We start from the raw sequence: 25885 nt of genomic DNA, 5'->3' as shown, positions 1-25885 counted from the left end.
GAGACACGATCTGTGACGGACAGGGGACGGATGATCCGGTACTGTCCGCTTCACCATCAACTCCATGAAGGAGAAAGCCCATGAAACCCGTGTCCATCGTGGGTGCCGTGCTGATCGTGCTGGGGATCGCAGCACTGGCCTATAAAGGCTTCAACTACACCTCGGAAGAGACCGTGCTGCAGGTCGGTTCCGTGAAGGCGACGGCTGAGACCGAGAAGTCGGTGCCGATTCCCGCCTGGGCCGGCATCGCCGCCATCGTGGTGGGCGTGCTGGCCGTTGGCGCGGGCATGCGCCGCTGACAGGAGCGACAGCAAAAAAAAGGCCCGACACATCGTGTCGGGCCGTACGGGGCACACAATACCGCATCAAGAAAGGCTCGCGGGGGATACGGTATCGGTGTCAGAATATGGCCCTGCCTGCTTCGTGCAGGGGATCGTTTGCCTGAAGCAGTCGTGCAAGACCGTGATCTGAGCGCTCAGTCTAAATCCGCAGGGCTGACATGGCCCTGAACCTGCGCCCCGATCCCGCACGATTTCGCGCCCATCATTTCCTGCTGCCGTTTCCTGGTCCGCGATCCGCGAACGAAAAAAAAGCTCCCTGAGGGAGCTTTAAAAAGCCAGGTCGGCGCAGCGGTCCGACCCGGCGGGGGAAAAAGATCACGCGTTGATGTCGTTGTCCTTGGATTCGCGCACGAACAGCGTGCCGATCACCAGGGTCATCACGGCGATGATGATGGGATACCACAGGCCGTCGTAGATGTTGCCCGTGGCGGCCACCACCGCGAAGGCCACCGGAGGCAGGAAGCCGCCGAACCAGCCGTTGCCGATGTGGTATGGCAGGCTCATCGAGGTGTAGCGGATGCGGGTGGGGAACATCTCGACCAGCATGGCGGCGATGGGACCATAGACCATGGTGACGTACAGCACCAGGATCGCCAGCAGCAGCGTCACCATCACGTTGTTCGTTTGGGCCGGATCCGCCTTGGCGGGGTAGCCGTGGCTGCGGATCGCGGTGGTCAGCGACTTGTCGAGTTCGGCGGCCTTGGCCTTGAAGTCGGCCGGGGCCATGCCGGCGCCTTCGAACGCGGTGAACTGGTCATTGCCGATCTTGACGATCGCCACCGAGCCCGCCGGCGCGGCCTGGTTCTGGTAGTTCACGGCGTTGCGCGCCATGAACGACTTGACCACGTCGCACGAGCTGGTGAAGGACGCCGTGCCCACCGGGTTGAACTGGAACGAGCACGTGGCCGGATCGGCGATGACGGTGACCGGGGCCGAGGCCTGGGCCGCTTCCAGCGCGGGGTTGGCGTAATGCGTGATGCCCTTGAAGATCGGGAAGTACGTCACCGCGGCGATCAGGCAGCCCGCCATGATGATGGGCTTGCGGCCGATCTTGTCGGACAGCGCGCCGAAGATCACGAAGAACGGCGTGCCGATCAGCAACGCGACCGCGATCATGATGTTGGCGGTGTTGGAATCGACCTTCAGCGTCTGTGTCAGGAAGAACAGGGCGTAGAACTGCCCGGTGTACCAGACCACGGCCTGGCCGGCGGTCAGGCCCAGCAGCGCCAGGATCACGACCTTCAGGTTGGACCACTTGCCGAACGCGTCGGTCAGCGGGGCCTTCGAGCCCTTGCCTTCGGCCTTCATGCGCTGGAAGGTGGGGGATTCGTTGAGCTGCAGGCGGATCCACACCGAGATGCCCAGCAGGATGACCGAGATCAGGAACGGGATGCGCCAGCCCCAGGCGCGGAAGTCGTCCTCGCCCATGAGCACGCGAACGCCCAGGATCACCAGCAGTGACAGGAACAGGCCCAGCGTGGCGGTGGTCTGGATCCAGCTGGTGTAGAAGCCGCGGCGGCCGTGCGGGGCGTGTTCCGCCACGTAGGTGGCCGCGCCGCCGTATTCGCCGCCCAGCGCCAGGCCCTGGAGCAGGCGCAGCACGATCAGGATGATCGGGGCCGCGATGCCGATGCTGGCGTAGCTGGGCAGGACACCCACGAGGAACGTCGACAGGCCCATCAGCACGATGGTGACCAGGAAGGTGTATTTACGGCCGACCAGGTCGCCCAGGCGGCCGAACACCAGCGCGCCGAAGGGGCGCACCGCGAAGCCGGCGGCGAAGGCCAGCAGCGCGAAGATGAAGGCGGCGGTCGGGTTGACGCCCGAGAAGAAGTGCGCGGCGATGATGGCCGCCAGCGAACCGTAAAGGTAAAAGTCGTACCACTCGAAAACCGTGCCGAGCGAGGACGCGAAAATCACGCGTCGCTCTTCGCGCGTCATGGGACGCGGCTGCGCGGAGGAATTCCCTGCCAGGGTGCTTGTGCTCATGGTGTCTCCTCGTTGATGGCCGGTGGTGTTCCACCGTGCTCGCTCCGGCTGCCCAATGCGCTGCGCGCCGGATTGCCTGACAAGGTAGGCGCGCTGGCTGACGAGGGTCTGACGTGCCCCTTACTCGAATCTTACTTGTGAAACTAAATGTAATTTACGCATCGAAACCTTCCGTCGCGCCTGCCTCGGGGGGCGGGAAGGCGATCCAGATGCGGGTGCCGGGCAACTCGGAGAACGGCGTGGGATGGTCCTCGATCCCGAAGCGTGCGCGGTGCTTCTGCGCGATCTCGCGCACGATGGCCAGGCCCAGGCCGCTGCCGTCGGACTGCGTGCCCAGCACGCGGTAGAAGCGGTCGAACACGCGTGACCGCTCGGTCAGCGGAATGCCGGGGCCCGAGTCCTCGACTTCCAGCACGCCTTCGCCGTCGTGCAGGCTGACCCGGACGGTGATGTGCCCGCCGCGCGGCGTGTAGCGCAGGGCGTTGTCGATCAGGTTGTTCAGCAGCTCGGCCAGCAGGATATGGTTGCCGTTGATCAGCACGGGCGTCTCGGCGTCCTCGAAACCCAGGTCGGTGGACAGGGCCAGCGCCTGTGGCACCCAGTGCTGGGTCTGCTCGTAGGCGATCGCATTGAGGTCCGCGGGCGCGAGGCCGGCCGAGTCGGGATGTTCGGCGCGGGCCAGCAGCAGCAACTGGTTCACCAGCCGGGTGGCACGCTCCGAGCCCGTCACCAACTGGCGCAGGCTGGACTGCATTTCCTCGGGGCTGGCGTCGCGCAGCGCCAGCTCGGCCTGGGTGCGCAGGCCCGCCAAGGGCGTCTTCAACTGGTGCGCGGCGTCGGCCACGAAGCGGCGCTGCGCGTCCACGTTGGCCGACAGCCGGTCCAGCAGCTCGTTCATGGCGCCCACCAGCGGCGCGATCTCGGTGGGCGCGGCGCGCTCGTCGATGGGCGACAGGTCGTCGGGCCGGCGCGCCCGCAGCCGCTGCTGCAGCGCGTTCAACGGCGCCACGCCCCGGCTCAGGCCGAACCAGACCAGCAGCACCGCAATGGGCAGCACCACGAACTGCGGAATGATGACGCCCTTGATGATGTCGTTGGCCAGCCGCGTGCGGCGTTCGACGGTCTCGGCCACCAGCACCAGCGCGAACCGCTCGTCGGGCAGCTTCAGGTCTACCCACGTGTAGGCCAGCCGTACGCCGAAGCCGCGCAGCGCGTCGTCCGCGTACAGCACCTGGCCGGGCTGGGGCGCGCCCAGGTTGGCGGGCACGGGCAGGGCGCGGTCGCCGCCCAGGTACTCGCCACGGCTGCCCAGCGCCAGCCAGAAGACGCTGCCCGTCTCGTCCACGCGCAGCACCTGGCGCGCGGGATCGGTCATGTTCAGTACCGCGCGGCCGCCTTCGGCATGCACCTGGTGCGCCAGGACGCGCAGGCTGTTGGCCAGCGCCTGGTCGTAGGGGACGTTGGCGATGTTCTGCGCGACCACGTAGGTGATGGCCACGCTCATGGGCCACAACAGGAACAGCGGCGCCAGCATCCAGTCGAGGATCTCGCCCAGCAGCGAGCGCTGCGGCGGCATGAAGGCCGGCCCCTGCGCGCCGCCCGACAGGGCGTCCAGGGCCTCCTGGTTCAGCGGTTCCGGCGGGACTGCGGCGTCAGTGGGGTTGGACCGAGGCACCCTGTTCGCGCTCCAGGCAATAGCCCAGCCCGCGCACCGTGATGATCTTCACGCCGCTGGGTTCGAGTTTCTTGCGCAGCCGGTGCACATAGACCTCGATGGCATTGTTGCTGACTTCCTCGCCCCATTCGCACAGGTGATCGACCAGTTGCGTCTTGCTGACCATGCGGCCGCTGCGCGCCAGCAGGATCTCCAGCAGGCTGACTTCGCGCGCGGACAGGTCCAGCGTCTGGTCGTCGACGGTGGCCACGCGGCCGGTCTGGTCGAACACGAGGCGGCCGTGGCGCACCATGGTGGATCCGCCGCCCGCGCCGCGGCGGGTAAGGGCGCGCACGCGCGCCTCGAACTCGGACAGGGCGAACGGCTTGGCCATGTAGTCGTCGGCCCCCAGGTCCAGGCCCTTGACGCGCTGCTCGACGCTGTCGGCGGCGGTCAGGATCAACACGGGCAGGGCGGAGTTGCGCACGCGCAGGCGGCGCAGCACTTCCAGGCCCGGCATCTGCGGCAGGCCCAGATCCAGGATCAGCAGGTCGAAGGGCTGGACGGCCAGCGCGGAATCGGCGGCCATGCCGTCGCGTACCGCATCCACCGCATAGCCGTTATGGCGCAGCGAGCGGGACAGGCCGTCGGCCAGGATGCTGTCGTCTTCGGCGATCAGAATGCGCATGCGGCGTTGTCTCGGTATCGTTGATATGGGGCCGGCACAGCAGGATGGCCGCATTCTGGCATGGTGCACGGGGCCTTGCCACTGCGGGTATACGAGGAAAAATTTGGCATACTGGATTTTTATCCAGTACAATCCGATGCAATAATCGCCGTCGAATTCATAGGGTTGAATTCCCAGGGCGGCCCAGCTTGCCGCGCGCCAAGACACCCATTGCAGGGGTCTGGCCCGCCGGCGGCAGGCGCATCGCAGCGCCGTGCCGCCCAGCCAAACCCAGCACGTCCAAAAACAGGATCTTCCATGACTGACAAGACCAGCAAGGCCGCCTCCGCAGAAAAAGCCAAGGCCCTGGCCGCGGCGCTCTCGCAGATTGAAAAGCAGTTCGGCAAGGGCTCCATCATGCGCTACGGCGACAACGAGGTCGAACACGACATCCAGGTCGTGTCCACGGGCTCGCTGGGGCTGGACATGGCGCTGGGCGTCGGCGGGCTGCCGCGTGGCCGCGTGGTCGAAATCTACGGTCCGGAATCGTCGGGCAAGACCACGCTCACCCTGCAGGTCATCGCCGAAATGCAGAAGCTGGGCGGCACCTGCGCGTTCATCGACGCCGAGCACGCACTCGACGTCCAGTACGCCTCCAAGCTGGGCGTCAGCCTCACCGACCTGCTGATCTCGCAGCCCGACACCGGCGAACAGGCCCTGGAAATCACCGACGCACTGGTCCGCTCGGGCTCGATCGACCTCATCGTCATCGACTCGGTGGCCGCCCTGGTGCCCAAGGCCGAAATCGAAGGCGAGATGGGCGATTCGCTGCCCGGCCTGCAGGCCCGCCTGATGAGCCAGGCGCTGCGCAAGCTCACCGCCACCATCAAGCGCACCAACTGCATGGTCATCTTCATCAACCAGATCCGGATGAAGATCGGCGTCATGTTCGGCAGCCCCGAAACCACCACCGGCGGCAACGCGCTGAAGTTCTACGCCTCGGTCCGCCTGGACATCCGCCGCATCGGTTCCATCAAGAAGGGCGAGGAAGTCATCGGCAACGAAACCCGCGTCAAGGTCGTCAAGAACAAGGTGTCGCCGCCCTTCAAGCAGGCCGAGTTCGACATCATGTACGGTGCCGGCATCTCGCGCGAGGGCGAAATCATCGACCTGGGCGTGCAGGCGGGCGTGGTCGACAAGTCGGGCGCCTGGTACAGCTACAACGGCAACCGCATCGGCCAGGGCAAGGACAACGTCCGCGAGTACCTGAAGGAACACCAGGACATGGCTTTCGAGATCGAGAACCGTGTCCGCGAGAACGCGGGCATCGTCAGCCGTGCCGCCGCCTTCGTGGCCACCGCCGAAGAAGCCGACGAGGGCAGCGACGAGTGACGCGTCCGCCCGGCATCCGCCGCGGGTCCGATCCGGCCGACCTCGATGACGAGTTCGAGACGGTACGGCCTCGCGGCGGCGCAGCCGGCAATTGCCAGCCCGGCGATGGCGACCTCCCCGAAACCTTCGGGGGCGAAGCCATCACCCGTACGTCTTCTCGGTATGCCGCTTCCCGTAAGCGGTCCTCGTCCAGATCGTCCTCGGATGATCCGGTTGCTCAAGACGCCGCCGAAGACGGCGCATCCGGCAAGCCCGCGCCACGCGGGCTGTCGCTCAAGGCGCGCGCGGTGAACTACCTGTCGCGCCGCGAGCATGCCCGCAGCGAACTGGCCCGCAAGCTGGCGCCGCATGCGGAAAGCCCCGAACAGATCGAAGCCCTGCTCGACGATCTGCAGCGCGAAGGCTGGCTAAGCGACGAACGTTTCGCGCAAAGCCTGGTGCATCGCCGCGCGCCGCAACGCGGCACGGCCCGTGTCGTGCAAGAGTTGAAGCAGTACGGCCTGGATGCCGACAAGGTCGCCGAATTGCGCGACCAGATGCGCGCCACCGAATACGAGCGTGCGCTGGAGACCTGGCGCAAGCGTTTCGGCGAGAAGCCCGCCGATCGCGCGGCCTATGCCAAGCAGGCCCGTTTCCTCACCAGCCGTGGCTTTGCCCACGACGTCATCCGCCGCATTCTTGGCGAAGGCGACGACGAGTCTTAACGATTCGCTCGTTATTTGCTGCTTGGGGCAGACATTGTCCAAGCACGCGCGCCGCATGCCCGCGGAACGACTCGCTGCAAGGGCATCTCGGCGAGGTCCATGCCTGCTGCATTGAACGTCGAGACTGCGTGCCGGCCGACCTTCTTCCTTCACGGTTCAGCTACGCGCCGCCTTGATGCCTTCCAGGGTCTTGAAGCACACATCCCGCGCGATCGTCAGGAACTCGTCGATGTACGTGGTCTCGCTGTCCTCGGTGCGCACCGCGGCATACAGCGTGCGCCACACGCCCTGCGGGCCCAGGTGGCATACGCGCAGCCAGCTCTGGTGCAGATACTCCGACAGCGCCCAGTTGGGCAGGGCGGCCACGCCCCGGTTGCTGGCCACCAGTTGCGCGATGATCGGCGTCAGCTCCGCTCGGCGGATGGCCGCCGGCTCGACGTCGGCAGGATCCAGGAACGCGGTGAACACGTCCAGCCGCTGGCGGTCCACGGGATAGGTAATCAAGGTCTGGTCGGCCAATTGCTCGGGCGCCACATGGCGCACCGCCGCCAGCGGATTCTGCGCCGACACCGCCAGCACCATCTCGTACCGGAACAGCGGCAGGTACGCCACGGCCTCCAGTTGTTGCGGGTCCGACGTCACCACCAGATCCAGGTCGCCCCGTACCAGCGCGGGCAGCGGCGCGAACGAGAACGCCGCCGACAGGTCCAGCGCCACGTCGGGCCATTGCACGCGGAATGCATCCATGGCCGGCATCAGCCATTGGAAGCACGAGTGGCAATCGATCGCCAGATGCAGGCGCCCGGTGCGGCCGGCCGCCAGCCGTTGCAGTTCGCGCTCGGTGGCGCGCAGGCGCGGCAGCACGTCGTCGGCCAGCGCCAGGATGCGCAGGCCGGCCGTGGTCAGGCGGGCAGGGCGGGTGCGGCGGTTCAGCAAGGGCACGCCCAGGCGCGTCTCCAGATCCCGCAACTGATGCGACAGCGCCGATTGCGTCAGGTGCAACCGCTCGGCGGCCTCCAGCAGGCTGCCGCCGTCGCGGATGGCGGCCAGGGTTTCCAGGTGGCGGACTTCAAGCATCGGGCGCTCACATCGGCAAAAGGCGAATCCCGCAATTATATGAGCGAGTTTCAACTAATTAATGTGGAGATTGATTTTGTCTCACGTTGAGATACGCGCAGAATACCGAAAACGTTGAGAGTTTTTTGCCTAAATCGAGGTTTTATATGAATGTGATTCATAACCTTGGATTCCCGCGCATCGGTGCCCAGCGCGAACTGAAGCGCGCTGTCGAAGCTTATTGGGCGGGCGAGCAGACCGCCGGCGAACTGGCCGAGACCGGTCGCCGATTGCGCGCCGCCCATTGGCGCCTGCAGGCCGAGCGCGGGCTGGCCTTCGTGCCGGTCGGCGATTTCGCCTGGTACGACCACATCCTGGAGTGGTCCACGCTGTTGGGCGCCGTGCCGGCCCGCTTCGGCCAGCGCGACACCGAGCCCGTGTCGCTGGATACGTTGTTTCGCATGGGCCGTGGCCGCGCGCCCAGCGGCAATCCGGCCGCCGCCTGCGAAATGACCAAATGGTTCGACACCAACTACCACTACATCGTCCCCGAGCTGACTCCGGCCCAACAATTCCGCATCGCCCGCGAATATCTGTTCGAGCAGGTGCAGGAGGCGCAGGCGCTGGGCTTGCAGGCCAAGCCCGTCATTCCCGGTCCGCTGACCTGGCTGTGGCTGGGCAAGGGAGATGCCTACGCGCAGGGCGCCGCCGACCCCGCCAAGCTGGAACTGCTGGCCGCCTTGCTGCCTGTGTACATGCAGGTGCTGCAACGCCTGGCCGCCCAGGGCGTGCAATGGGTGCAGATCGACGAGCCCATCCTGGTGCTGGACCTGCCGCAAGCCTGGCGCGATGCCTATGCCCAGGTCTACGCGCAACTGTCCGAGGCGCCGGTGCGTGTGCTGCTGGCCACCTATTTCGACGGCCTGAAGGACAACCTGGCCACCGTGGCCAACCTTCCCGTGGCCGGCCTGCACGTGGATCTGGTGCGCGCGCCCGGGCAACTGGCCGAGGTGGCTGCCGCCGTGGGCCCCGCGCAAGTGCTGTCCGCCGGCGTCATCAATGGCCGCAACATCTGGCGCACCGACCTGGACGCCGCCGTGCAGGCGCTGCGGCCGGTGCGCGAGCAACTGGGCGGGCGCCTGTGGCTGGCGCCGTCGTGCTCGCTGCTGCACGTGCCGGTGGACCTGGCCCATGAAACGGAACTGGATGGCGAATTGAAAAGCTGGCTGTCGTTCGCCGCGCAGAAGCTGGACGAGCTTCGCCTGCTGGGCCAGGCGCTGGAGGATGAGACGGATTCCGCTGTGCAGCAGGCCTTGGCCGCGCAGCGCGCCGCCCTGCAAGCGCGCCAGGCCTCGCCGCGCATCCACAATCCCGCCGTGGCGCAGCGCATGGCCGGCCAGGCCCTGATGCCGCGCGACCGCGCGCCGTTCGCCCGGCGCATCGCCACGCAGCAGGCCGAATTGAAACTGCCCGCGTTCCCGACCACGACCATCGGCTCGTTCCCGCAGACCGCCGGGATCCGCGCGCTGCGCCGCGACTGGAAGGCCGGCGTGATCGGCGACGCGGCCTACGAAGCGTCGATCCGCAAGGAGATCGAGGAAGTCATCCGCTTCCAGGAGAAGGTCGGCCTGGACGTGCTGGTGCACGGCGAGCCCGAGCGCAACGACATGGTCGAGTACTTCGGCGAACTGCTGGCCGGCTTCGCGTTCACGCGCAACGGCTGGGTGCAGAGCTACGGCTCGCGCTGCGTGAAGCCGCCGGTCATCTTCGGCGACGTGGCGCGTCCGGCACCGATGACGGTGGGCTGGTCGTCATACGCCCAGTCGCTGACCGACAAACCGGTCAAGGGCATGCTGACCGGGCCGGTCACCCTCCTGCAGTGGTCGTTCGTGCGTGACGACCAGCCGCGCGAGGCGACGTGCCGCCAGTTGGCACTGGCCTTGCGCGACGAAGTGCTCGACCTGGAAAAAGCCGGCATCCGCGTCATCCAGATCGACGAGCCGGCCATCCGCGAAGGCCTGCCGCTGCGCCGCGGGGACTGGCAGGCTTACCTCGACTGGGCCGTGGACTGCTTCCGCCTGTCCACCGCCGGTGTCGCCGAAGGCACACAGGTGCATACCCACATGTGCTATTCGGAGTTCAACGACATCATCGCGTCGATCGCCGCGATGGACGCCGACGTCATCACCATCGAGACCTCGCGCTCGAACATGGAACTGCTCGAGGCGTTCGAGGACTTCCGCTATCCCAACGACATCGGCCCGGGCGTGTACGACATCCATTCGCCCAACGTGCCGGACGTGGGCGGGATGGTCGACCTGATGCAGAGGGCCGCTGCCCGCCTGCCGAGGGAGCGTCTGTGGGTCAACCCGGATTGCGGCCTGAAGACCCGCGCCTGGCCGGAAACCGAAGCCGCCCTGATCGGCATGGTGCAGGCAGCCCGCGCGCTGCGCGAAGCGGGCTGATCGAGGGCGAAACCCTTCCCGCCGGCCGGGCCTGGATGGACAGCCCGGCCATTCCGTGGACACCGGGCTGAGGCTCCGCCCGTCCCGCACGGCGCGGCGAACCGGGTGCGGCGCTCGGTCGCGGGGGCCGGCTGCGTTATACTTCGACAGATTTGCTGCCCTGCGGCAAACGGTCGCACCCTGGCCGTTGCCCCGAAACCGTGTTGCGCGGTGCTTGCGGGTGTCGAACCCGGACTCGAATCCGGCTGGTATAGGCACCCGAGGACGGCCCTGAAAGGGCCGGCAGCTCGATAGCAAAGTCGCCGCGGTGGGGCAGGCCAACCCGCCGCACGGCCAGAAACAGGCCCTATATGCCCTTGCCAACGCCGGACTATCCTCGCCAGCCCATACACACGCGTTCGATACGCGTGCAGTCTTATGGCCGCGACGATGGACTCTGGGACCTGGAAGCCGAACTGATCGACTACAAGGGCTACGACTTCACCAAAAGCGAAGGTGAGGTCATGAAGGCGGGCCAGCACATCCATCACATGCACCTGCGCATCACCATCGACGAAAGCTACACCATCGTCGCCGCGCAGGCTGCCTACGACGCAGCTCCCTACGATGCCTCCTGTACGGCCATAGACAAGGCCTATGCGGGCCTGGTCGGCATGAACCTCCTCAAAGGGTTCCGCCACCAGGTCAAGGACCGTTTCTCGGGCATCGAGGGCTGTACCCATATGACCGAACTGTCGCTGGTGCTTCCCACCGCGGCGGTGCAGACCATGGCCGGCCGCCGTCGCGAGCAGAACGCGACGTCCGACCGGCGGCCGTTCCAGCTGGACGGCTGCCATGCGCTGCGCACCGACGGTGAGGTCGTACTGCAGCACTACCCCAGGTGGTACACGGGGCGGTCCGACAGCCAGGCGGACGAATCCGATTCCGAAGCCGGGCCACGGTCCATCGATTCACCTTCTTTTTCCCATACGTCCTGACAGGTAACACATGAAAATCCACGAGTATCAAGGCAAGGAACTGCTGAAGCAGTTTGGCGTCCCCGTGCCGCGCGGCATTCCCGCTCTTTCCGTCGACGAGGCCGTGGCAGCCGCCGAGAAGCTGGGTGGTCCGGTCTGGGTCGTGAAGGCGCAAATCCACGCGGGTGGCCGCGGCAAGGGCGGCGGCGTCAAGCTGGCCCGTTCGATCGAAGACGTGCGCAAGCTGTCCTCCGAAATCCTGGGCATGCAGCTGATCACGCACCAGACTGGCCCGGAAGGCCAGAAGGTCAACCGCCTGTACATCGAGGAAGGCGCTGACATCAAGAACGAACTGTACGTGTCGCTGGTCACCGACCGCGCCACCCAGAAGGTCGCGTTCATCGCCTCCAGCGAAGGCGGCATGGACATCGAGGAAGTGGCCCACTCCACGCCCGAGAAGATCATCAACGAATACATCGACCCGCAAGCCGGCCTGACCACCGAGCAGGCCAAGAAGATCGCCGCCGCGATCGGCCTGTCGGGCCAATCGGTCGACCAGGCCGTCGACCTGTTCCAGAAGCTCTACAAGTGCTACATGGACACCGACGCCTCGCTGGTCGAGATCAACCCGCTGAACTGCGACAGCAAGGGCAACCTGATCGCCCTGGACGCCAAGTTCAACTTCGATCCGAACGCGCTGTTCCGTCACCCGGACATCGTCGCCTACCGCGACCTGGACGAAGAAGATCCCGCTGAAATCGAAGCCAGCAAGTTCGACCTGGCCTACATCCAGCTCGACGGCAACATCGGCTGCCTGGTCAACGGCGCCGGCCTGGCCATGGCCACCATGGACACCATCAAGCTATTCGGCGGCGAGCCGGCCAACTTCCTGGACGTCGGTGGCGGCGCCACCGCCGAGAAGGTCACGGAAGCCTTCAAGATCATGCTCAAGAACAAGAGCGTGGAAGCCATCCTGGTCAACATCTTCGGCGGCATCATGCGCTGCGACGTCATCGCCGAAGGCGTGATCACCGCGTGCAAGGCCGTCAACCTGAGCGTGCCGCTGGTCGTGCGCATGAAGGGCACCAACGAAGAGCTCGGCAAGAAGATGCTGGCCGAATCGGGCCTGCCGATCATCAGCGCCGACACCATGGCCGAAGCGGCCACCAAGGTCGTCGAAGCGGCCGCCAAGTAAAAACAGCCCCAAGGATTCACAAATGTCGATTCTGATCAACAAAGACACCAAGGTCATTACCCAGGGCATCACGGGTAAGACGGGCCAGTTCCACACGCGCATGTGCCGCGACTACGCGAACGGCAAGGCCGCGTTCGTGGCGGGCGTGAACCCCAAGAAGGCCGGCGAGGACTTCGAAGGGATTCCGATTTTCGCTTCGGTGAAGGAAGCCCGCGCCGACACCGGCGCCACCGTGTCGGTGATTTACGTGCCGCCCGCCGGCGCCGCCGCCGCCATCTGGGAAGCCGTCGAGGCCGAACTGGACCTGGCCATCTGCATCACCGAAGGCATCCCGGTCCGCGACATGCTGGAAGTGCGCAACCGCATGAAGGCCATCAACAGCAAGACGCTGCTGCTGGGCCCGAACTGCCCCGGCCTGATCACGCCCGATGAAATCAAGATCGGCATCATGCCCGGCCACATCCACCGCAAGGGCCGCATCGGCATCGTCAGCCGCTCGGGCACCCTGACGTACGAAGCCGTGGCGCAAGTCACCGAACTGGGCCTGGGCCAATCCAGCGCCGTCGGTATCGGTGGCGATCCCATCAACGGCCTGAAGCACGTCGACGTCCTGAAGCTGTTCAATGACGATCCCGACACCGACGCCGTCATCATGATCGGCGAAATCGGCGGTCCGGACGAAGTGAACGCCGCCCAGTGGGCCAAGGACAACATGAAGAAGCCGGTCGTCGGCTTCATCGCCGGCGTCACGGCCCCTCCGGGAAAGCGCATGGGCCACGCAGGCGCCCTGATCTCCGGCGGCGCCGACACGGCCGACGCCAAGCTGGAAGTGATGGAAGCGTGCGGCATCCGCACCACGCGCAACCCGTCCGAAATGGGCAAGCTGCTGAAGTCGGTGCTGTAAGGCATCGCGCTGCCGGCTTTGTCCGGCACTGAGAACGGCCCGCTTCGGCGGGCTGTTTTCATTGGTGCGGGCGGACGCGGTGGGAGGGCAGGGGGCCTGTGTTACGCATTCCCCCCGCCATGCTTTCAATCTGACAGCCCCTTGAAACTATAATCACGGGCTGACCTCGCGTTTTCCGTTTACAGAACCGTCGCTCGCGCATGCCTCAAGACGGTCCCGGCTCGCGGGTCTGCGCACGTCGGTCGTCGCGGGCCGCATGCGCTTATATACGCGACACGGGGATCCTATACACATAGGAAAAGAGAGGCATGGAACTGAGTTCTGCAGCATTCTGGATCGCATTGCTCCAGATCATTTGGGTCAACATCCTGCTGTCCGGCGACAACGCCGTGGTGATTGCGCTGGCCGCGCGCTCGCTGCCGCCCGAGCAACAGAAGAAGGCCATCGTCATCGGGTCGGCCGCGGCCATCGTGATGCGTATCGTCCTGACGCTGGTGGCGGCCAAGCTGCTGATGCTGCCGTACCTCAAGCTGATCGGCGCCGCCCTGCTGGTGTACATCGGCGTGACGCTGCTGCTGCCCGAAGGCGATGACGACGGCGGCGAGAAGAAACACAGCACGCTGATGACGGCCATCCGCACCATCATGATCGCCGACCTGGTCATGAGCCTGGACAACGTGGTGGCCGTGGCCGCCGCGGCGATGGGCGACACCACGCTGCTGGTCGTGGGCCTGGCCATCAGCATCCCGCTGGTGATCTTCGGCAGCACACTGCTGCTGAAAGTCATCGAGCGCTTCCCGCTCATCGTGTGGATCGGCGCGGCGCTGCTGGGTTTCATCGCCGGCGAACTGCTGGTGGGCGACCCGGCCCTGCAAGGTCCTGTCGAGCGTATCGACACGGCCCTGGGCGTGACGCATCATGCCTTCGGCATGATGGTCGGCGTGGCCGGCGCCCTGCTGGTGCTGGCGCTTGGAAAAATTTTCCTCGCCCGTCAAAAAGCTGACTGACGGCTGAACTACAATAGCCGGCTTCCCCCCTCCTGGTCCCCGAAATATGCGGGTCCGAAGGGGGGGCCGGTTTTGTTTTTTCTGGCCGTCAGGCCGCACCCAGACAGCAAGCCCATCCCGACGGGCCGACCGCCTGGGAGGCGGCCCGGTGGTCTCGTTTCAACAGTGTCAGTAGACGACGATTTCGGGGGATTTCACAGTGCTCGAGTTTTTCCAGACCCTCAGCTGGGCAGCCGTATTCCAGATCATCATGATCGACATCCTGTTGGGTGGCGACAACGCCGTGGTCATCGCCATGGCCTGCCGCAACCTGGCGCCCAAACAACGCCTGCAAGGCATTCTTTGGGGCACCGCGGGCGCCATCATCCTGCGCGTCATCCTGATCGCATTCGCGCTCACCCTGCTCACCATTCCCTTCCTGAAGGTCGTGGGGGCGCTGCTGCTGGTCTGGATCGGCGTCAAGCTGCTGATTCCCGAGGATGAAGGTCACGAAGTGACGGGCGGGGCCTCCATCTGGGCCGCGGTCAAGACCATCATCGTGGCCGACTTCGTCATGAGCCTGGACAACGTCATCGCCATCGCCGGCGCCGCCCAGAACGCCCACGCCGACCATCAGCTCGGCCTGGTGATCTTCGGCCTGGTCATCAGCGTGCCCATCATCATCTGGGGCAGCACGCTGGTCCTGAAGCTGATCGACCGCTTCCCGCTGGTGGTCACGTTCGGCGCCGCGCTGCTGGGCTGGATCGCGGGCGGCATGCTCGTCACCGACATCTTTGTCGTGGAACAATTCGGCGTTCAGCCCACCGCGGTTAAAATCGGCGTCGAAATTGCTGGCGCGCTGCTTGTCGTAATCCTGGGACGGTGGCTGGCCAGCCGCAAAACCGCTTCCAAGGAATCCTCGCATGGCGCTGCATAAGACGGCCAATTCCCAGCAATCCGAGTCGGGCCTGAGCCTGCTGCAAGGCCTGTTCATCCTCGCCGTCATCGGCGTGGTGGCCACGGTGATCCTGTCCCGATTCGTCTGACCATCGTGTCGGAACCGCAACGCCTGGTCATTGCCACGCGCGCCAGCAGGCTGGCGCTGTGGCAGGCCGAATACGTACGCAGCCGCCTGCAGGCGCTTTATCCCGCCTGCACGGTCGAGCTGCTTACCCTCACCACCCGTGGCGACCAGATCCTGGATCGCACGCTGTCCAAGGTCGGCGGCAAGGGCTTGTTCGTCAAAGAGCTCGAGACCGCGCTGTTGGACGGCCGGGCCGATTTCGCCGTGCACTCGCTGAAAGACGTGCCGGTCGACCTGCAGCCGCCGTTCGAGCTCTGTACCGTGCTCGAACGCGCCGATCCGCGGGATGCTTTCGTCTCCAACGACTACGCCTCTCTGGCCGAGCTGCCGGACGGCGCCGTCGTGGGCACGTCCAGCCTGCGCCGGGAATCGCAGTTGCGCGCCCGCCATCCGCGTCTGCGCGTGCAGCCGCTGCGCGGCAATCTCGACACGCGCCTGGGCAAGCTGGACCGTGGCGAGTACGCGGCCATCATCCTGGCCGCGGCCGGGCTGCAGCGCCTGGAACTGGGCGGCCGCATCCGCGCGTTGATCGATCCCGCCGACAGCCTGCCGGCGGCGGGACAGGGCGCGCTGGGTATCGAGATCCGTGACGATCGCCCCGATCTGCGCGCCTGGCTGGCGCCGCTGGCCCATCCCGACACCGCCGCCTGCGCGGCCGCCGAGCGCGCCGTCTCGCGCGCCCTGGGCGGTTCGTGCCAGGTGCCGCTGGCCGCTTACGCCTGCGTGCAGAACGGCCAGTTGTCGCTGCAGGCCCTGGTGGCCTCGCCCGACGGCACCCGCATCGTGCGGGCCGACGGGCAGGGCGATGCCACACACGCGGCCGACATCGGCGCCGACGTGGCGCGCCGGCTGCTGGCCGATGGGGCGCAGGACATCCTCGCCGTCCTGCTGCAGGACGATTCCTCGTCCTGAGCGCAGTGGCCGCGCCATGTCGCCGATCGCCATCCTGACCCGGCCCGCCGGCCGCAACGAGGCTCTGGCGCAACGCCTGTCCGCCGCGGGCTGGCAGGCGCTCTGCCTGCCCGCGCTGGCCATCGAGCCCTTGCCGGCCGATGGCCCGTTGCCCATGCCGCATGACTACGACCTGGCGGTGTTCGTCAGCGGCAATGCCGTGCGGCTGTATCTCGACCGCCTGGCGCCGCATCTGCCGCAGGGGTGGCCCGCCGGCTGTACGCCCGCCACGGTGGGGGCGGCCAGCGCGCAGGTCCTCCAAGCCTCCGGGCTGCTGGGGGCCGATAGCGCCGTGCTGCATCCCCCCGCCGATGCCGACGCGCACGACTCCGAGGCGCTGTGGAACCTGCTGTCTTCCCGGCCCTTGCCGCGCCGCGCGCTGCTGGTGCGCGGCACGCAGGGGCGCGACTGGCTGGCCGACCGGCTGGCCGAGGGCGGGGTCGAAGTCACGCGCCATGCCGTCTACCGGCGCCTGCCCGCCGCCTGGCCCGACGACGCCGTGCGGGCGTTGCGGCAGATGGCCGCGCGCGGCATCGCCGCCACCTGGTTGTTGACCAGCGGCGAGGGCATCGCGGCCACGGCCGCCGCGGTCCGCGCCGCGGGGCTGGACGCCTGGTGGCGCGGCTGCCGCTTCATCGTCACGCACGCGCGCCTGGCCGATGCGGTGCGCGCGGCAACGGCTGTGCCGTTTGGTAACGCCGCGGCACCCGCTGTCGATGACGCCGCGACCGACATGGTGGTACAAATCTGTATGCCTGCCGATGAGGCGATCTTCGAGGCCTTTGTTGCCGCTTGAGTCGTCGTCCAAGCCTCCAACGAATACAATCGCGTCATGACAGACAACACCTCCGATATCCGTCCGACCACATCGTCGGACGCTTCCGGCGGCGCCACGCCCGCAGCTTCCTCGTCGAGCGTGCCGCCGTCGCGGCCCGAGGCGCCTGCCAGGCAGGCCAAGCCGCCGCGCCCGCGTTCGGTCAGCAGCACGCTGATCACCGCGTTCGTCATTGTCATCCTGCTGGCCATCGGCCTGGGCGGGGCGCTATGGACGCAGCGGCGCCAGGCCATGCAGGCCGGCCAGGAAGTCGCCGCGCGGCTGGACCAGATGAATCGCGAACTGACGCTGGCGCGCCAGGATGGCCGTCAGGCCCTGGCCCTGGCGCAGGCGCAGACCAACCAGGTCGCCGACCTGGAAGGCCGCATCCGCGACGTGCAGACGCAGAACAGCGCGCTGCAGCAGGCCTGGCAGACCTTCAGCAGCGGCGCCAGCGACGAGATCCTCGTCAACGACGTCGAGCGCATGGTCACGCTGGCCAGCCAGCAGCTGCGCCTGGCGGGCAACGTCAACAACGCCATCGTGGCGCTGGAGACCGCGCAATCGCGCCTGGCGCAGGCCGACCGTCCGCGCCTGGCGGGCCTGCAGCAAAGCATCAACGGCGACCTCGACCGCCTGCGCGCCGTCACCACGGTCGATATCCCCGCGCAATCGGCCCGCATCGAACGCCTGATCGCCATGGTGTCGCGCGCCCCGATGCTGGTGCCCGACGACGCCGCGCCCAACCCGCAACCCGACGACTACAAGACCGATGCGGCCCCTGCGCAGGCCGCGGCCCCCATAGCCGAGTTGCCGGCCGATGCCCCCTGGTGGCAGCGTTGGCGCGTCGAGGTCGAATCGTGGCCGTCGCGCGCCGGCCAGGCCGTGGCCCATGAACTGGGCGACCTGATCCGCGTGCAGCGGGTGGACGAGCCCGCCGCGTTGCTGCTGTCGCCCGAGCAGGCCGCCACGGTGCGCTCCACGCTGCGCCAGCGCCTGATGACGGTGCAACTGGCCATGCTGATGCGCCAGCAGCCCATCTGGAAGACGGAACTGGACAATGTGCAGGACACGCTGGCGCGCTACTTCGATACGCGCTCGCCCGATACCGCCGCCGCCCGCGCCCTGGCGCGCGACCTGTCGCAGGTCGAAATCGCCGTGAAGGTGCCGGATGTGTCCGACAGCCTGAGCACCCTCGCGGCGCTGCGAGCCGCCGGCAACCAGGCAGACGGGCAGGACTGACGCATGCGTACCTGGCTCTGGACTTTATTGCTGGCCGTGGTGGCCGTGGCGCTGGCGGTCATGCTGCGCCAGCATTCCGGCAATGTGCTGCTGCTGATCTGGCCGTGGCGTATCGAAATCTCCCTCACGCTGGCGGTGCTGCTGCTGCTGGCGGCATTCGTGGCGCTGTACGTGGTGCTGCGCCTGCTGTCGTGGCTGCTGGCCATTCCCGACCGCGTGCGCGCCTGGCGCGGCCGCCGTGCGCAGGCGCGCGATCACGAACTGCTCGAGCGGGGCTGGATCGGCATGCTCGAAGGCCGCTTCGCGCATGCGGAGAAAGACCTCACGCGCCTGTTCGAACAAAGCAAGGTGCGCAGCCGCCGCGTGCTGGCGGCGCTGGCCGCGGCCCGTTCGGCGCATGGCCTGGGCGAGTTCGACCGCCGCGACCGCATGATCGAGGCCGCCCGCGACCAGGCGGGCGAGGACGCCGGCCTGCAGGAAGCCACCGCCACGGTGGCGGCAGACATGCTGCTCGACCAGGGCAAGGCTCAGCAGGCCCTGGAAACGCTGGCGCCGCTGCAGGATGGCGGCGCTCGGCACCTGCATACCTCGCGCCTGCTGCTGCGCGCCGAGACGGCCCTGGAGCACCATGAGCGCGTCTTCACGCTGGCTCGCGGGCTGCTGCGCCGTAACGCGCTGGACAAGGCCGAGGGCGCGCAACTGATCGACCTCGCCGGGGCTGCGCGCCTGCGCGCCGGCATGGCCGGCGACGGCTGGCGCATCATCTGGAAAGACCTCAAGGCCGAAGAGCGCCTGCTGCCCAACATCGCGCTGGCGGGCGCCGCCGCCTTCGAGGCGGACGGCGAGGGCGCCGAGTCCGCCCGCATCCTCGAGGCCGCCATCGGCGACCGCTTCAATCCGGTGCTGGTGTCGGCCTATGCGCGTTGCGATGCCTCGCAGGTGCCACGCCGCCTGGCCAAGGCCGAGACGTGGCTGGCGCAGCGTCCCGCCGATACCGAGCTGCTGACCGCGCTGGGCGTGCTTTGCCTGAACGGCCAGCTGTGGGGCCAGGCCGAACGCTATCTGCAGCGCAGCCTGGCGCGCCGCAACGATGCGCAATGCCATGCCCTGCTGGGCAGCCTGTACGACCGCCTGGACCGTCCGGCCGACGCCGCGCGCCACTGGCGCCTGGCCACGGCCGCGCGCCAGGCCCTGCCGGTGCTGGCCACCGACGGCGCGCTGCCCGCCGCCGACATGGGCGCGGATCCGCATCACCTGGACAGCGAAGGCGAGTACGACGCGCTGCTACCCGCCAGCTACGCCACGCCGGTCGCCGCCGAGCCCGTGCCCGAGCGCGCGCCGGTTGCCGACTACGTGCTCGATCCGGATGCGCGCGAACTGAACGAGCGTCCCGAGGCCGTCGACATGCCGGCGCCCGTGCCGCAGCGTTCGGCCATCGACATCGAAGACTACTTCGACAGCGCGCCCATTCCGCCGTCCGCTTTCGAGGCGCCGGTATCGCGCTACACGCCCGCCGCCGAGCCCGAGCAGCCGCCAGCCGCCGCCACGGCGCCGGCCAAGGCGCAGCCCGTGCCCGCGCAGGCGGCGCCCAAGCCGGCCGCGCCCGCGCAATCCCCCGATTCCCCTTCAGACAACAAAGGTTGAACCATGAGCCTTGATCGCGTCGGTCCCGGCAAGAAGCTGCCGGAAGACTTCAACGTCATCATCGAAATCCCCATGAACGCCGATCCCGTCAAGTACGAGGTCGACAAGGACACGGGCGCGATCTTCGTCGATCGCTTCATGCTGACCGCCATGCACTATCCGTGCAACTACGGCTACATCCCGCAGACGCTGTCGGAAGACGGCGACCCCGCCGACGTATTGGTCGTCACGCCGTTCCCCATCCAGATCGGTGCCGTGGTGCGCTGCCGCGCCATCGGCGTGCTGGAGATGGACGACGAGTCGGGCGGCGACGCCAAGCTGCTGGCCGTGCCGGTCGAGAAGCTGTACCCGCCTTACCGCAACATCAAGTCCTATGAAGACCTGCCGGCCGAAGACATCAGCCGAATCCAGCACTTCTTCGAGCACTACAAAGACCTCGAAAAGGGCAAGTGGGTGAAGGTCAAGGGCTGGAAGGGCGTGGACGCCGCGCACGAAGAAATCACGCGCAGCGCCGAACGCTACACCAAGGGCTGATCGCCTTTCGGGCTGACTTGTTCAGCCTCATGACAGCGGGCGGCCTTCCGGGGCCGCCCGTTGTGCTGTGCGGCATGCCCGGCGCTTTGCTTGACGTGTCAACTAGCGTATAAAGTCGCGTTGCTTTTACTCCGGTCGCGTCCGCGGCCCCACGCATACAGAGGTCTTGCAGATGGATTTCGTCATTTCCCCGATCCCGCCCGTCTCGCTGCCCGTCGTCGGCAGCAGCGCCCGTTTTCCGGTGCGCCGCGTTTACTGCGTGGGCCGCAACTACGCCGAGCACGCCAAGGAAATGGGCTTTACCGGCCGTGAAGATCCGTTCTTCTTCTGCAAGCACCCCGACAGCCTGGTCAGCGTGGCCGACGGCGAAACGGGCGCCATGCCCTATCCGCCCAAGACCTCGAACCTGCACTACGAAATGGAGCTGGTGGTGGTGCTGGACAAGGGCGGCAAGAACCTGTCCGTCGAAGCCGCCGCCGAATGCGTGTGGGGCTACGCGCTGGGCCTGGACATGACCCGCCGCGACCTGCAGGGCGAAGCCAAGAAGCAGGGCCGTCCGTGGGAAGTGGGCAAGGCCTTCGACTTCGCCGCGCCCATCGGTCCCGTGCATCCGCGCAGCAAGACCGGCACCTTGGACAAAGGAGCCATCTGGCTGGACGTCAACGGCCAGCGCAAGCAGGTCAGCGACATCTCGCAGATGATCTGGAACATCGCCGAAAGCATCGCCTACCTGTCGGGCCTGTTCGAGCTGCAGCCGGGCGACGTCATCTTCACCGGCACGCCCGAAGGCGTGGGCGCGGTGGTGCAGGGCGACGTCATGGTCGGTGGCGTCGATGGCCTGGGCGAACTGCGCGTGCGCGTGGCCTGAGCAACGAGGCAGGGATCTTCATCATGCGCAGTAAATTCATGCTGGCGACGCTCATCGTACTGGGCCTGGTGCTGCAGGGTTGCAATACCGTGTCGGGCGTGGGCAAGGATATTTCGCGGGCAGGCAACGCGATCAGCAACGCGGCGGACCGGTAGCCTCGCCCGTCCCATGGCCGTGCAAGCGAACGCCGTCCCTCGGGGCGGCGTTCCTGTTTTCCGCAGGACGCGTACGCATTCAGGCGCGAGGCGGACCGCCGCAAGGGAACTACCGTGCCCAGGGCGTTACTCAGTAGCGCAGCCGCAAGGAAACCTTCCACGAATGCCCGGCTGCGCTGCGTAGGCCCGGCCCGCGGACGCACGACTCCAGGGCCGGGGCCTTTCCCCGTCTCCAAGGAGCCCGCTATGAACTTCTCCCGCTTCATCGACGAGCTGAATGCACGTTTGTCCGGCGCCGCCCAGACCGCCGGCCAGAGCGCCCAGTTGCTTACCCTGACCCTGCCGGCCAGCGGTATCGAGATCACCCTGGAAAGTCTGCACGATGGGCAGGTGTGCGCCGTGTCGGGGCTGATCTGCCGCTACCCGCCCGACGCGCAGCGCCTGGCGCTGTTCGACCGTCTCATGCAGGCGCATGCCTACGGCGTGGTCACCGATGGTGCCTATTTCGCCGCCAGCGCGCAGGCGGGCAAAGTGGTGCTGGCCAAGGTGCTGCCGCTGGAAGGACTGTCGTTCGACCAGATCCTGGCCTTGCTGGAGACCTTCGCCGGCCATTACCAGGCCTGGCGGGTCGCCTACGACGCGGGCCAGCTCACCGGCGAGTCCGCCTCGCCCGCCGCGGCGCCGATACCGGCTCCTGTGTTCAACATGGCCTGAGGGAGACGGACATGGCATACGTTGGAAACATTCCTGTCGTAGGGCCGCTCTTGACGACAACGGGTTCCGCGCTGAATTCGGTGGCGTCCACGGCCGCATGGCTGACGGGGGCCACGCTGACCGTAACGGCAAAAGGCATGGACGTGGTGGTCGATGGCGTGGCGAACATGACGGGCCAGGAAGGCTCGGCGTTGCACAAGACCGCACAGGTGGGCGTGTCGCTGCTGGACGTGGGGGCGTCGATGACCAAGATGTACGACCTCGCCGTGGGCAATACGGCAACGGATATTGCCACCGTCACGGCCAGCCCGACGATTCCGCAGACGGTGAGCCAGATCATCAACGGGGCGGGCCCGGGGGTGGACGAGCACAGCCAGGCCCTGGTCGCCACGCTGGCCAATTACAGCCAGTTCGTCGTGCCGCAAAACGGCATGACGCAGGATGAATTCGTGTCCGCCGTGTTCTCGGGCGCGCACGTGGTCGTGGCCGACGAAGGGCTGCAGTTCGCCCGGTGGGCCAGCGACGAGAACCTGCAGTGGCAGCCGCGGCAGTCCTCGCATTATCAAGAGGCTCGCCACTCGGGCACGGACATGATGTCGGTCGTGGCCGACAAAGTGAAGGACAAATTTTCGCCGCTGAGCGAAACGCCGCAATTGGGTATCGATCTGCCGCGTGGGCTGGGCCATCTTCTGGTCGGCCGCATGCCCGAGTCCGAAGGCGGGCACACGTTCTTCCAGCTCGAGGCGCATGGCTGCAGCGCGCGCGACTTTCTGCCGCACATGGCCGACTTCCTGCTGCACAAATCGTCGGGAGATGCCCAGGTCGGGCCGCAAGGGCTGATCCATGCGACGGAAAAGCAGGGTACCCACTTCGTGGTGAACCCGGGCGATCCCACCCGCCTCTGACGCCGTTCACGCGGACGGCGGCGCCACCCAGGGCGCAGGGCGGGATGCCTGGACATCCCGCCTTCCGTCGCGTTTACTCGCTTGCCGCCAGACCCATCGCCGGATCGGTCACCGAATGCTGGCCATTTTCCAGATGGCCCGCGAAGCGCCGCTGCATCGACGGCGCCGCGTCGCAGGTCACGGAGAAGTCGTACCACTGGCCGGTGTCGCCGACCTGCCAGCGCAGGTCCAGGATCTCGCCCGGCTCGACCGCCGCGACCCAGGGACCGTCCGTGCGATAGGCGTTGGCCGTGGCCGTGAAGGTCACGCGCTTGTCGCCCGGGTTGTGCATCTTCACCTGGACTTCGGGCGGTTCGCACAGCGCGTAGCAGACCTGGATCTCGGGGCTGCCGGCGGCGATCTGCTCGTTCACGTCGCCGATGAACTCGCGGTGATAGCCGTTGGGGCCCAGCACCCACAGGTGGTACTTGCCGGCGTCGTCGGCCAGGTTCCATGCGCCGCTCAGCTGCTTGCCCGATTCCACGGCATAGCGGCGCGGGATGCGGTCCAGGTGCAGCTTGTCGTAGACATGGAAGACTGCGCCGGCCTCGCCGCGGCTGTCGTTGGCGAACACCAGCGTGACCTGGTCGCGGCCCGCGCGCAGCGTGGTGTGCAGCTCGTAGGGCAGGGCGCGCGCGGGACGCGTGCCCGTGTCCTGCGGCGGCAGCGCCGAATCCGTGGTGGCCGCGGGCACGGGAATGGCCGCCGACGCCGTCTGCGACAAGGCCAGATTGTCCACCGTGGTCTTGTCGGCGCGGCCGGCCAGTGTGGGCAGGCTTTCGCCATTGGGGTTCTCGAAGTTGAACGCCGAGGTCAGGTCGCCGCACACCGCGCGGCGGTACTGGCTGATCTGCGGTTCCTTCACGCCGAAGCGTTTCTCCAGGAACAGCAGCGTCGAGGTGTGATCGAACACCTGCGAGTTGATCCAGCCGCCGCGGCTCCAGGGCGACACGACCCACAGCGGCACGCGCGGGCCGGGGCCGAAGGGCTTGCCGTCCTGGTCGGGCTGGTTGTCGGTGGCGGGCGTGTAGTTGAAGTACTCGAACGCCATGTCCGCGTCCGACAGCGTGCTGGCGCCGTGCAGTACGCCGCTCTCGTCGCGCGACGGCGCCGATGGCGGCGCCAGGTGGTCGAAGAAGCCGTCGTTCTCGTCGTAGTTGATCAGCAGCACCGTCTTGCTCCAGACCTCCGGATTGGCCGTCAGCACGTCCAGCACCTGCTGCACGTACCAGCCGCCCTGCGCGGGGCTGGAGGGGCCGGGATGCTCGCTGTAGACCGACGGCGGAATGATCCACGACACCGAGGGCAGCTTGCCGGCCGCCACGTCGTCGCGCAGCGATTGCAGGAAGCCATCGGGCATGGTGTTGCCGAAGCCCTTGGCCAGCGGGCTCAGCGGGTCGTCGGTGGCGGCGTCGTAGAACGGCGGCAGGGGTGTGGCCAGGTTCACCGGGGCATACACGGGACGGCGTTCCACGGGCATGCCTTCGATCTCGGCGCGCCAGTGGCGGAAGCTCATCATCTCGTTGCAGCCGAAGTTGTCCGACAGGCTCTGGTAGACCTTCCAGCTGACGCCGGCTTCCTGCAGGCGGTCGGCATAAGTGGTCCAGGTCCAGCCTTCGGTGGACGGGCCCACGTCGTTGCCGCCGTTGAACTCGTTGACCAGCGCGGCCACGGTGACGTCGCTGCCGTCGGCCGGGTTGACGCCGCCGGGGCCACAGGTGCCGCTCCAGTAGTACAGGCGGTTCGGGATGGTGCCCGTGTGCATCGAGCAGTGATAGGCATCGCACAGCGTGAAGGCATCGGACAGCGCGTGCTGGAACTCGACCTCGTTGGCTTCGTAGTAGCCCATCGACAGCGGTCTCTTCGCCACCGGCCAGGCGTTCATGCGGCCGTGGTCCCAGGCGGCCTGCGCATCGGGCCAGGTGTGCGGCGTGCTGCCGGCGCGCTGGGCATTGCCCTTCGTTTCGTCCAGGTGGTAGGGGATCAGCGTGTTGCCGTCTTCATCGGTCTGGTAGAAGGCGTTCCTGCCATTGGGCATGGGCACGGCGAAGCGGTCGCCGTAGCCGCGCGCGCCCTTGAACGTGCCGAAGTAGCTGTCGAACGAACGGTTCTCCAGCATCAGCAGCACGACGTGCTCGACGTCGTCGATGGTGCCCGTGACATTGTTGGCCTCGATGGCCAGCGCGCGCCGGATCGCGGGCGGGAACATGGATAGCGCAGTGGCCGAGGCGGCGCCGCCCAGCGTGGTGCGCAGGAATTTCCGTTTGGAAGAGTTGATGCTCATACGGTGTTTTGTCGCTCGAAGAGGTCGGAGGGGCGCGAGGCGCCTCAGGGGGCAGGGGCGCAATGCGCGCTGGTGCAGGTGGCGGGGGGCGTGCCGCCGCCACCGTCGCCCGGCGGCGGGGACGTGTCGTTGTCGTCATCGTTGCCACAGGCGGACAGCAGCAGCGCCAGGCACAGCGCGCCGCTGGCCAGCAGGGGCCGGCCTATCTTCTTCTGCAAAACGGGTGGGATGGTCATGGGTATCGGAACGGTTTCAGCGTGGTCGGGCCGAGCGCATGCCTGGCGTATGCGCCATGGCGGTCGGCACGGGAAACGGCGGGTGCTTGTCGAGGGGTCTGATGCC

At 67.1% G+C, this 25885-nt stretch carries 25 protein-coding genes; 19 read left to right on the top strand and 6 right to left on the bottom strand.

The genetic code is table 11. The features are described from left to right. The first annotated feature begins 80 nt into the window (after positions 1–80). Entirely contained in the window at positions 81–299 is a 219-nt protein-coding gene (locus A7W11_RS24090; RefSeq protein WP_066420224.1) for a hypothetical protein, read from the top strand. A gap of 357 nt (positions 300–656) precedes the next feature. Here the strand turns inward: A7W11_RS24090 and A7W11_RS24085 are convergent, their stop codons facing one another. The 3 genes from A7W11_RS24085 to A7W11_RS24075 all read right to left on the bottom strand — a co-directional run bounded on the left by A7W11_RS24085 (position 657) and on the right by A7W11_RS24075 (position 4672). Continuing rightward, positions 657–2330: an MFS transporter gene (locus A7W11_RS24085; protein ID WP_066420223.1), complete on the bottom strand. Its 1674-nt coding sequence runs from the start codon at positions 2328–2330 to the stop codon at positions 657–659. A gap of 154 nt (positions 2331–2484) precedes the next feature. Next, the gene (locus A7W11_RS24080) at positions 2485–3864 is read right to left on the bottom strand and encodes a sensor histidine kinase (protein ID WP_156523257.1); all 1380 of its coding nucleotides are present in this window, start codon (positions 3862–3864) and stop codon (positions 2485–2487) included. Positions 3865–3982: 118 nt separating this feature from the next. Next, positions 3983–4672 carry a response regulator transcription factor gene (locus A7W11_RS24075; RefSeq protein ID WP_066420217.1) on the bottom strand — a complete coding sequence of 230 codons (690 nt, stop codon included), beginning with the start codon at positions 4670–4672 and terminating at the stop codon, positions 3983–3985. A gap of 297 nt (positions 4673–4969) precedes the next feature. Between A7W11_RS24075 and recA the strand changes: the two genes are divergently transcribed. Both recA and recX read left to right on the top strand, forming a co-directional pair. Beyond that, complete coding sequence (recA, locus tag A7W11_RS24070) at positions 4970–6043, top strand: recombinase RecA (RefSeq protein WP_066420215.1); 1074 nt, start codon at positions 4970–4972, stop codon at positions 6041–6043. Then, positions 6040–6747 (top strand): recombination regulator RecX, encoded by a 708-nt coding sequence (gene recX / locus A7W11_RS24065; protein ID WP_412778746.1) that lies wholly within the window; start codon positions 6040–6042, stop codon positions 6745–6747. The genes recA and recX overlap by 4 nt, the downstream gene beginning before the upstream one ends. Positions 6748–6903: 156 nt before the next feature. On the opposite strand, the gene A7W11_RS24060 is transcribed toward recX, so the two are convergent. Continuing rightward, positions 6904–7824 carry a LysR family transcriptional regulator gene (locus tag A7W11_RS24060; RefSeq protein ID WP_066420210.1) on the bottom strand — a complete coding sequence of 307 codons (921 nt, stop codon included), beginning with the start codon at positions 7822–7824 and terminating at the stop codon, positions 6904–6906. 146 nt (positions 7825–7970) lie between these two features. Here A7W11_RS24060 and metE point away from each other — a divergent pair, with 146 nt between their 5' ends. The 16 genes from metE (at position 7971) to A7W11_RS28195 (ending at position 23220) form a co-directional block, all read left to right on the top strand. Further along, positions 7971–10268, top strand: coding sequence for a 5-methyltetrahydropteroyltriglutamate--homocysteine S-methyltransferase (metE, locus tag A7W11_RS24055; protein ID WP_066420208.1), 2298 nt, complete (start codon positions 7971–7973; stop codon positions 10266–10268). Between the two features lie 350 nt (positions 10269–10618). Next, positions 10619–11245: a DUF2889 domain-containing protein gene (locus tag A7W11_RS24050; protein ID WP_066420205.1), complete on the top strand. Its 627-nt coding sequence runs from the start codon at positions 10619–10621 to the stop codon at positions 11243–11245. 10 nt (positions 11246–11255) lie between these two features. Beyond that, on the top strand, positions 11256–12419 hold the full coding sequence (gene sucC, locus A7W11_RS24045) for an ADP-forming succinate--CoA ligase subunit beta (RefSeq protein WP_066420203.1): 1164 nt from the start codon (positions 11256–11258) through the stop codon (positions 12417–12419). Between the two features lie 22 nt (positions 12420–12441). Continuing rightward, on the top strand, positions 12442–13323 hold the full coding sequence (sucD, locus tag A7W11_RS24040; protein ID WP_066420201.1) for a succinate--CoA ligase subunit alpha: 882 nt from the start codon (positions 12442–12444) through the stop codon (positions 13321–13323). A gap of 308 nt (positions 13324–13631) precedes the next feature. Then, positions 13632–14330 carry a TerC family protein gene (locus A7W11_RS24035; RefSeq protein WP_066420198.1) on the top strand — a complete coding sequence of 233 codons (699 nt, stop codon included), beginning with the start codon at positions 13632–13634 and terminating at the stop codon, positions 14328–14330. A 199-nt stretch (positions 14331–14529) separates the two neighbouring features. Further along, positions 14530–15246: a TerC family protein gene (locus A7W11_RS24030; protein WP_066420193.1), complete on the top strand. Its 717-nt coding sequence runs from the start codon at positions 14530–14532 to the stop codon at positions 15244–15246. Further along, entirely contained in the window at positions 15233–15355 is a 123-nt protein-coding gene (locus tag A7W11_RS29020) for a hypothetical protein (RefSeq protein WP_268874744.1), read from the top strand. Before A7W11_RS24030 ends, A7W11_RS29020 begins: the two co-directional genes overlap by 14 nt. Positions 15356–15360: 5 nt before the next feature. Continuing rightward, positions 15361–16305: a hydroxymethylbilane synthase gene (gene hemC, locus A7W11_RS24025; protein WP_066420191.1), complete on the top strand. Its 945-nt coding sequence runs from the start codon at positions 15361–15363 to the stop codon at positions 16303–16305. Between the two features lie 16 nt (positions 16306–16321). Further along, positions 16322–17140 (top strand): uroporphyrinogen-III synthase, encoded by an 819-nt coding sequence (locus A7W11_RS24020; RefSeq protein WP_066420189.1) that lies wholly within the window; start codon positions 16322–16324, stop codon positions 17138–17140. A gap of 36 nt (positions 17141–17176) precedes the next feature. Continuing rightward, complete coding sequence (locus tag A7W11_RS24015; protein WP_066420187.1) at positions 17177–18400, top strand: uroporphyrinogen-III C-methyltransferase; 1224 nt, start codon at positions 17177–17179, stop codon at positions 18398–18400. Between the two features lie 3 nt (positions 18401–18403). After that, positions 18404–20044 (top strand): heme biosynthesis HemY N-terminal domain-containing protein, encoded by a 1641-nt coding sequence (locus A7W11_RS24010; RefSeq protein WP_066420183.1) that lies wholly within the window; start codon positions 18404–18406, stop codon positions 20042–20044. Positions 20045–20047: 3 nt separating this feature from the next. Next, the gene (gene ppa / locus A7W11_RS24005) at positions 20048–20578 is read left to right on the top strand and encodes an inorganic diphosphatase (protein ID WP_066420179.1); all 531 of its coding nucleotides are present in this window, start codon (positions 20048–20050) and stop codon (positions 20576–20578) included. A gap of 172 nt (positions 20579–20750) precedes the next feature. Continuing rightward, positions 20751–21446 (top strand): fumarylacetoacetate hydrolase family protein, encoded by a 696-nt coding sequence (locus tag A7W11_RS24000; protein ID WP_066420177.1) that lies wholly within the window; start codon positions 20751–20753, stop codon positions 21444–21446. 23 nt (positions 21447–21469) lie between these two features. Next, positions 21470–21601 (top strand): entericidin A/B family lipoprotein, encoded by a 132-nt coding sequence (locus A7W11_RS23995; protein WP_066420172.1) that lies wholly within the window; start codon positions 21470–21472, stop codon positions 21599–21601. Positions 21602–21847: 246 nt separating this feature from the next. Then, positions 21848–22315 (top strand): type III secretion system chaperone, encoded by a 468-nt coding sequence (locus tag A7W11_RS23990; RefSeq protein ID WP_066420169.1) that lies wholly within the window; start codon positions 21848–21850, stop codon positions 22313–22315. Positions 22316–22326: 11 nt separating this feature from the next. Next, entirely contained in the window at positions 22327–23220 is an 894-nt protein-coding gene (locus tag A7W11_RS28195) for a hypothetical protein (RefSeq protein WP_156523221.1), read from the top strand. 73 nt (positions 23221–23293) lie between these two features. Here the strand turns inward: A7W11_RS28195 and A7W11_RS23980 are convergent, their stop codons facing one another. Continuing rightward, positions 23294–25543, bottom strand: a complete 2250-nt coding sequence (locus A7W11_RS23980) for a phosphocholine-specific phospholipase C (RefSeq protein WP_066420164.1) — start codon at positions 25541–25543, stop codon at positions 23294–23296. A gap of 44 nt (positions 25544–25587) precedes the next feature. Then, positions 25588–25779 carry a hypothetical protein gene (locus tag A7W11_RS28190; protein WP_156523220.1) on the bottom strand — a complete coding sequence of 64 codons (192 nt, stop codon included), beginning with the start codon at positions 25777–25779 and terminating at the stop codon, positions 25588–25590. Positions 25780–25885 lie beyond the last annotated feature (106 nt).

Origin of the sequence: Bordetella ansorpii (genome assembly GCF_900078315.1) — a bacterium.
Lineage (GTDB): Bacteria > Pseudomonadota > Gammaproteobacteria > Burkholderiales > Burkholderiaceae_B > Bordetella > Bordetella ansorpii.
This window is presented reverse-complemented; position numbering and strand designations above follow the sequence as displayed.